4 protein-coding genes are annotated in these 4,453 nt (G+C 36.1%); 2 read left to right on the plus strand and 2 right to left on the minus strand.

Annotated features, from left to right (window positions below; genetic code table 11):
* Positions 1 to 429: 429 nt before the first annotated feature.
* Together CALSC_RS27485 and CALSC_RS14115 are read right to left on the minus strand one after the other, a co-directional pair.
* The gene (locus tag CALSC_RS27485) at positions 430 to 600 is read right to left on the minus strand and encodes a hypothetical protein (RefSeq protein WP_235006792.1); all 171 of its coding nucleotides are present in this window, start codon (positions 598 to 600) and stop codon (positions 430 to 432) included.
* A 131-nt stretch (positions 601 to 731) separates the two neighbouring features.
* On the minus strand, positions 732 to 983 hold the full coding sequence (locus CALSC_RS14115; RefSeq protein WP_088241962.1) for an acetyltransferase: 252 nt from the start codon (positions 981 to 983) through the stop codon (positions 732 to 734).
* 344 nt (positions 984 to 1,327) lie between these two features.
* On the opposite strand from CALSC_RS14115, the gene CALSC_RS14120 reads away from it, so the two are divergent.
* Positions 1,328 to 2,914, plus strand: coding sequence for a serine/threonine-protein kinase (locus CALSC_RS14120; protein WP_088241963.1), 1,587 nt, complete (start codon positions 1,328 to 1,330; stop codon positions 2,912 to 2,914).
* Positions 2,915 to 3,466: 552 nt separating this feature from the next.
* On the plus strand, positions 3,467 to 4,204 hold the full coding sequence (locus CALSC_RS14125) for an FHA domain-containing protein (RefSeq protein WP_088241964.1): 738 nt from the start codon (positions 3,467 to 3,469) through the stop codon (positions 4,202 to 4,204).
* Positions 4,205 to 4,453 lie beyond the last annotated feature (249 nt).

Here is a 4,453-nt window from a genome sequence, read left to right on the forward strand (position 1 = left end):
AGGGTCTGCTGAATAACTGAAAAATATTGATTTATCAATGCTTTGAGGCTATTTTATTGGGGAGGGGCGTGCAAGGAAATTCGGATTTTAGGTTTAAAATCCTTGCATCTGTTATTTTTTCTGGCAAAAAGAATAGAAATAAAGAGGCTGGAACTACTCCCTATTCCCTACTCCCTACTCCCTACTCCCTACTCCCTACCCTCACTAAAAGACTTTTTCAACAAGCCCTAAGTAAATGTGCGGTACACCACTACTAGATAAAATCTTTCAATGGTGTACTACACATTATTGCTACCAGGAGCGCGTAAAGGCAGCAACCACAATTATAGTTCATTTGCACTATAATTGTACTATTTTTTGTACTATTGTGATGGAGTTAAATAAATTGGGCGATCGCCTTCTCAATCTGAAAATCATCGAATTTTGGAATTAGTGGGAGTTAGCGATCGCTTGTATGTGTAACTTCCGTTGTGACATACCTCCTCGTCCTAAAGTCAGAGGATTCCTTGACACTTCGTTGGGTTGCGCTACCGAGGTAGTCTTACTATCCCTCCATATCCGTTTAAAGTCTCCCAATGCCCTATGGCGACTAGTCTGCAATTATACCAAAAATCAGTCCTGCAAGGACGGGGCTTGGCTCCCATTATCTTCGGTCAAAGCACACAGAATCGGATTTTATAATCAGTGTATTAGTTTAGTTAAGATAGAGAGTGTCGCTTAATCAGTAATAATTAATGCGTGACAAAATTCCGTGTCTTGGCAATAGTTTTGGGTATAGATTCCCGATAGTGTGAGTCTAGCCAGCAACGTGGCAATAGTTCACCGGAAGGAAAAGCTAGTTCCATCTTCTGATAAGAAGTGGGATCTTGCATTTCCTCACCACAATGATCTACCCCTGTTATATCTGCTACACAGGGATTAAATAGTTTATCTAGGGTCAGAATCTCGATGATATCTCCCGTAGGTTTATGCATCAAGAACATAGTAATCCTCCTATGTCAAGTGCTTACAACTTGATTTTATAACGAACAAGATTGGGAAAACGAAAACCGACATACTTTGCAACTTTTAGTAACCCTAGACAGAAATTGTTGGCAGCATGAAATTGATTATGACTTTATCAATAAAAATCGAAGGTTTAGTAAAAAGTATGATTCTCCTGTTTTTTTGGAGAATAACCGTTAGTTTACGTATTTTTTTTCCATCTTTAGCAATTCTTTAAAGGATAGCCAGCAAAATTAACCTGGTAAAACCAGGCTATTATTTGAATAATGGGATTAAGTGTTTAATGTTCCTCTTCATACCTCCAGCAGCGAGTTGATAGTACATGAGCTACTGCTTAAATCCCATCTGCTCCAAACCCCATAACCCCAAAGATACTGACATATGCCTCGCCTGTGGTGCAAAACTATTACTACGCGATCGCTATCAGGTAATAAAATTATTAGGTCAAGGTGGTTTTGGTGCTACATTTTTATCCAAAGACAAAGCCCTACCAGGTGAGCCAGCTTGTGTCATCAAACAATTACGCCCATCAGGAAACACATCCTACATGCTGCAAATGGCAAGAGAACTGTTTGAGCGAGAAGCTTTAACCTTAGGTAGGATTGGTAATCACCCACAGTTACCTCGACTTCTTGATTATTTTGAGGACAGTCAACAATTTTACTTAATTCAAGAATATATAAGTGGTTATACTCTCCAGCAAGAAGTCAAGGAAAATGGAGTTTTTAGCGAAGCTGGGATTAAACAATTTTTGAGCGAGATTCTACCTTTAATAGAATATATTCATAGTCAAAAAGTTATTCATCGGGATATTAAACCAGCTAATTTAATTCGCCGTACTCAAGATGCCAGATTAGTCATGATAGACTTTGGTGCAGTCAAAAACCAAATTAGCCAAGCAACAACAGCACAATCAGGACAAACTGCTTTAACTGCATTTGCAATTGGCACTCCAGGTTTTGCACCTCCTGAACAAATGGCAATGCGCCCAGTCTATGCTAGTGATATTTATGCCATAGGAGTCACGTGTATTTACTTGTTAACAGGTAAATCTCCTAAAGATTTGGAATATAACCCCACAACTGGTGAAATGATGTGGGAGCAACTAGTAGACATAAGCGATCATCTAGCAAAAGTATTGCGAAAAATGCTAGAAGTATCAGTTCGTAATCGCTATCAAGTTGCCAAGGAAGCCCTCAAAGATCTAGAAATGGAGCCATACCTAGATAGCTTATCCCATAGTGTACTGGTTCAACCCTCCAATGGAATCAAAAGCAATGAACAAGGTATAGATTCTGGCAGTTATTCTTCCAATAACTTTACCAATACAGGTGTAGCACAAGTCGCAGCCGCAATTCGTGCCAGAAAAGCCAAATTGGGTGAAACAGTAGGGGTAAAAGTGACAGGAAAGAGAGGTGTGAATAGCCAGAACCAGGTAACCAGTATAAAGCAGAAGAAAAACTACTCTGCATCTACACGGCAATTAAATGCTGAGGGTTTGCAAACAGCTTATCTTAAAGGAAGACGAGACTTCTCTTCATATCATTTAAGTATGCTGAATTTACAAGGTGTAGACTTATCAGATGCAAACTTTTATGCTTCAAAACTGAAAAAAACTAACCTACAAAAAGCTAATCTGCACAATAGTGATTTTGGTAGAGCTAGCCTCAATAGAGCAAATCTAAGAGATGCAAATTTAAGCAAAGCTTATCTCAATTCCAGCGATTTGGAAGGCGCTGATTTAAGAGGAGCAAATTTAAGCCATGCCTATCTTAATAATGCTAATTTAAGGGGAGCTAATCTGTGTGGAGCCAATATGTGTGGGGCTCAAGTATCAGAAGACCAAATAGCTTTAGCTAAAACAAATTTTTTAACAATTCGTCCTAATGGTAAGCGAGGATTTATGTAACCATAATTTGAACTATTATTCTCTCAAAAATATATTTATTGTATCAGGTATAATTGTTTTGCCATAATGATATATGGCGTTATGGGCAAGTAATAAGTAATAAATAATAAGTAATAAATAATAAGTTTACTGTTCATCGGTTTGCATCTTCAACAATGTCTTAACCTATATGAATAGTGCTATATTGCCAAAAAATAATGTAATATTATATGAATAAATACGTAGAGCAAGAAAAAAAAAGTATAAAATTTATGTGTAATAATATTATGCTAGCTATGGAGTAAGTTATATGGTGTAAGTTCTAAAATGTAGACTAAAGTCATGAAAATTTGATAATTTTGGGTCATTTCCCAGCTAATGTATTAGTTTTATTCAAAACGCGGTGTATTATTTAATTCTATTAGGCAATTAATTATCAATACTCAAAGAAGTTGGTAGTCATATTGGATACTAAAGGCAGAAAGCTTCCTACTTGAGGCTGAACCTAAATTTTGTGACCGAATATTGAGTTCTAGTAATTTACATTTATTCGCATTAGAAGACTCATATACTATGGCTGATTTATTAGAAGAAGAACTAGCGAAGCGACTAAATTTATATCAAGGATTTCTGAGATTATATGAGCGTAATACTGCTTTAATAGATGATCTTCTCCAGTCAGAAGAGAAATATCAGTCTACAGAAAAAAAATTAACCCAACTTTATTTACAGGGCGTGGTGGATGAATCGGAGACTTATATAACCACCAATTTATCTACAGGTAATACACAAAAATTACTACAGCCACAGCAAATATGGACTATTGGTAGAGATGAAAATAATGGCATCTGGATTACCGATCCCTATCTATCTCATCGTCATGGAGCTATTCAATATCTTCCAGAGCAGGGAAATTTTTATCTCATCGACTTTTCTAGCACAAATGGTTCCTATGTGAATGGAGAACCTATTTATCAGCCAACTAAACTTAAAGATGGCGATATTATCCGCTTGGGTAATCTAACTTTCTCTTTTTTTGTCAACCATAATACTAAAGTTTTACCGAGTGTAGCTGTAGAGTTATTGATGCAGTTAATACCCAAAATTAATAATGATAATGATAATAAAACATTTTTAGCATCACCAGAATTGGAGGTATCAAGTGATGAGGAAAAAACTGTAGATATGACTATAAACCCAGATAAAATAAATCATGGAGACAGAAAAAATATTCACCACTCCATGTATCAACAATGCTCAGATATATTGGATAAATTTTTTAATAGACAAATTCCCAAAAATTTTCGCTAATCACAACAAACAAAGTTGGGAAAACCTACTTATTTAAGGAAAAAATTTGCCTAAATGAGTAGGTTTGGGCTGATAACTTGCACCATCCTCAATAATCGCCTGGGATGTAAATTCTAGTCTCATAGCATAAGTCTACTTAAGTAGACTTTGTTTTTAAGAGAACGGAATTAATTCCCAGGTGAAAATCTGGGCTAATTGAGAATGTTGCAAGTTATGAATTTGAAAATAAATCAGAATCAGTAAAGATTT

It is taken from the genome of Calothrix rhizosoleniae SC01, from assembly GCF_900185595.1.
Taxonomy (GTDB): Bacteria; Cyanobacteriota; Cyanobacteriia; order Cyanobacteriales; family Nostocaceae; genus Calothrix_A; species Calothrix_A rhizosoleniae.

Bases quoted from the DNA above. Each gene is read 5' to 3' on its own strand.
- CALSC_RS14125 (WP_088241964.1), top strand. From the start codon at position 3,467: ATGGCTGATTTATTAGAAGAAGAACTAGCGAAGCGACTAAATTTATAT.
- CALSC_RS14115 (WP_088241962.1), bottom strand. From the start codon at position 983: ATGTTCTTGATGCATAAACCTACGGGAGATATCATCGAGATTCTGACC.
- CALSC_RS14120 (WP_088241963.1), top strand. From the start codon at position 1,328: ATGAGCTACTGCTTAAATCCCATCTGCTCCAAACCCCATAACCCCAAA.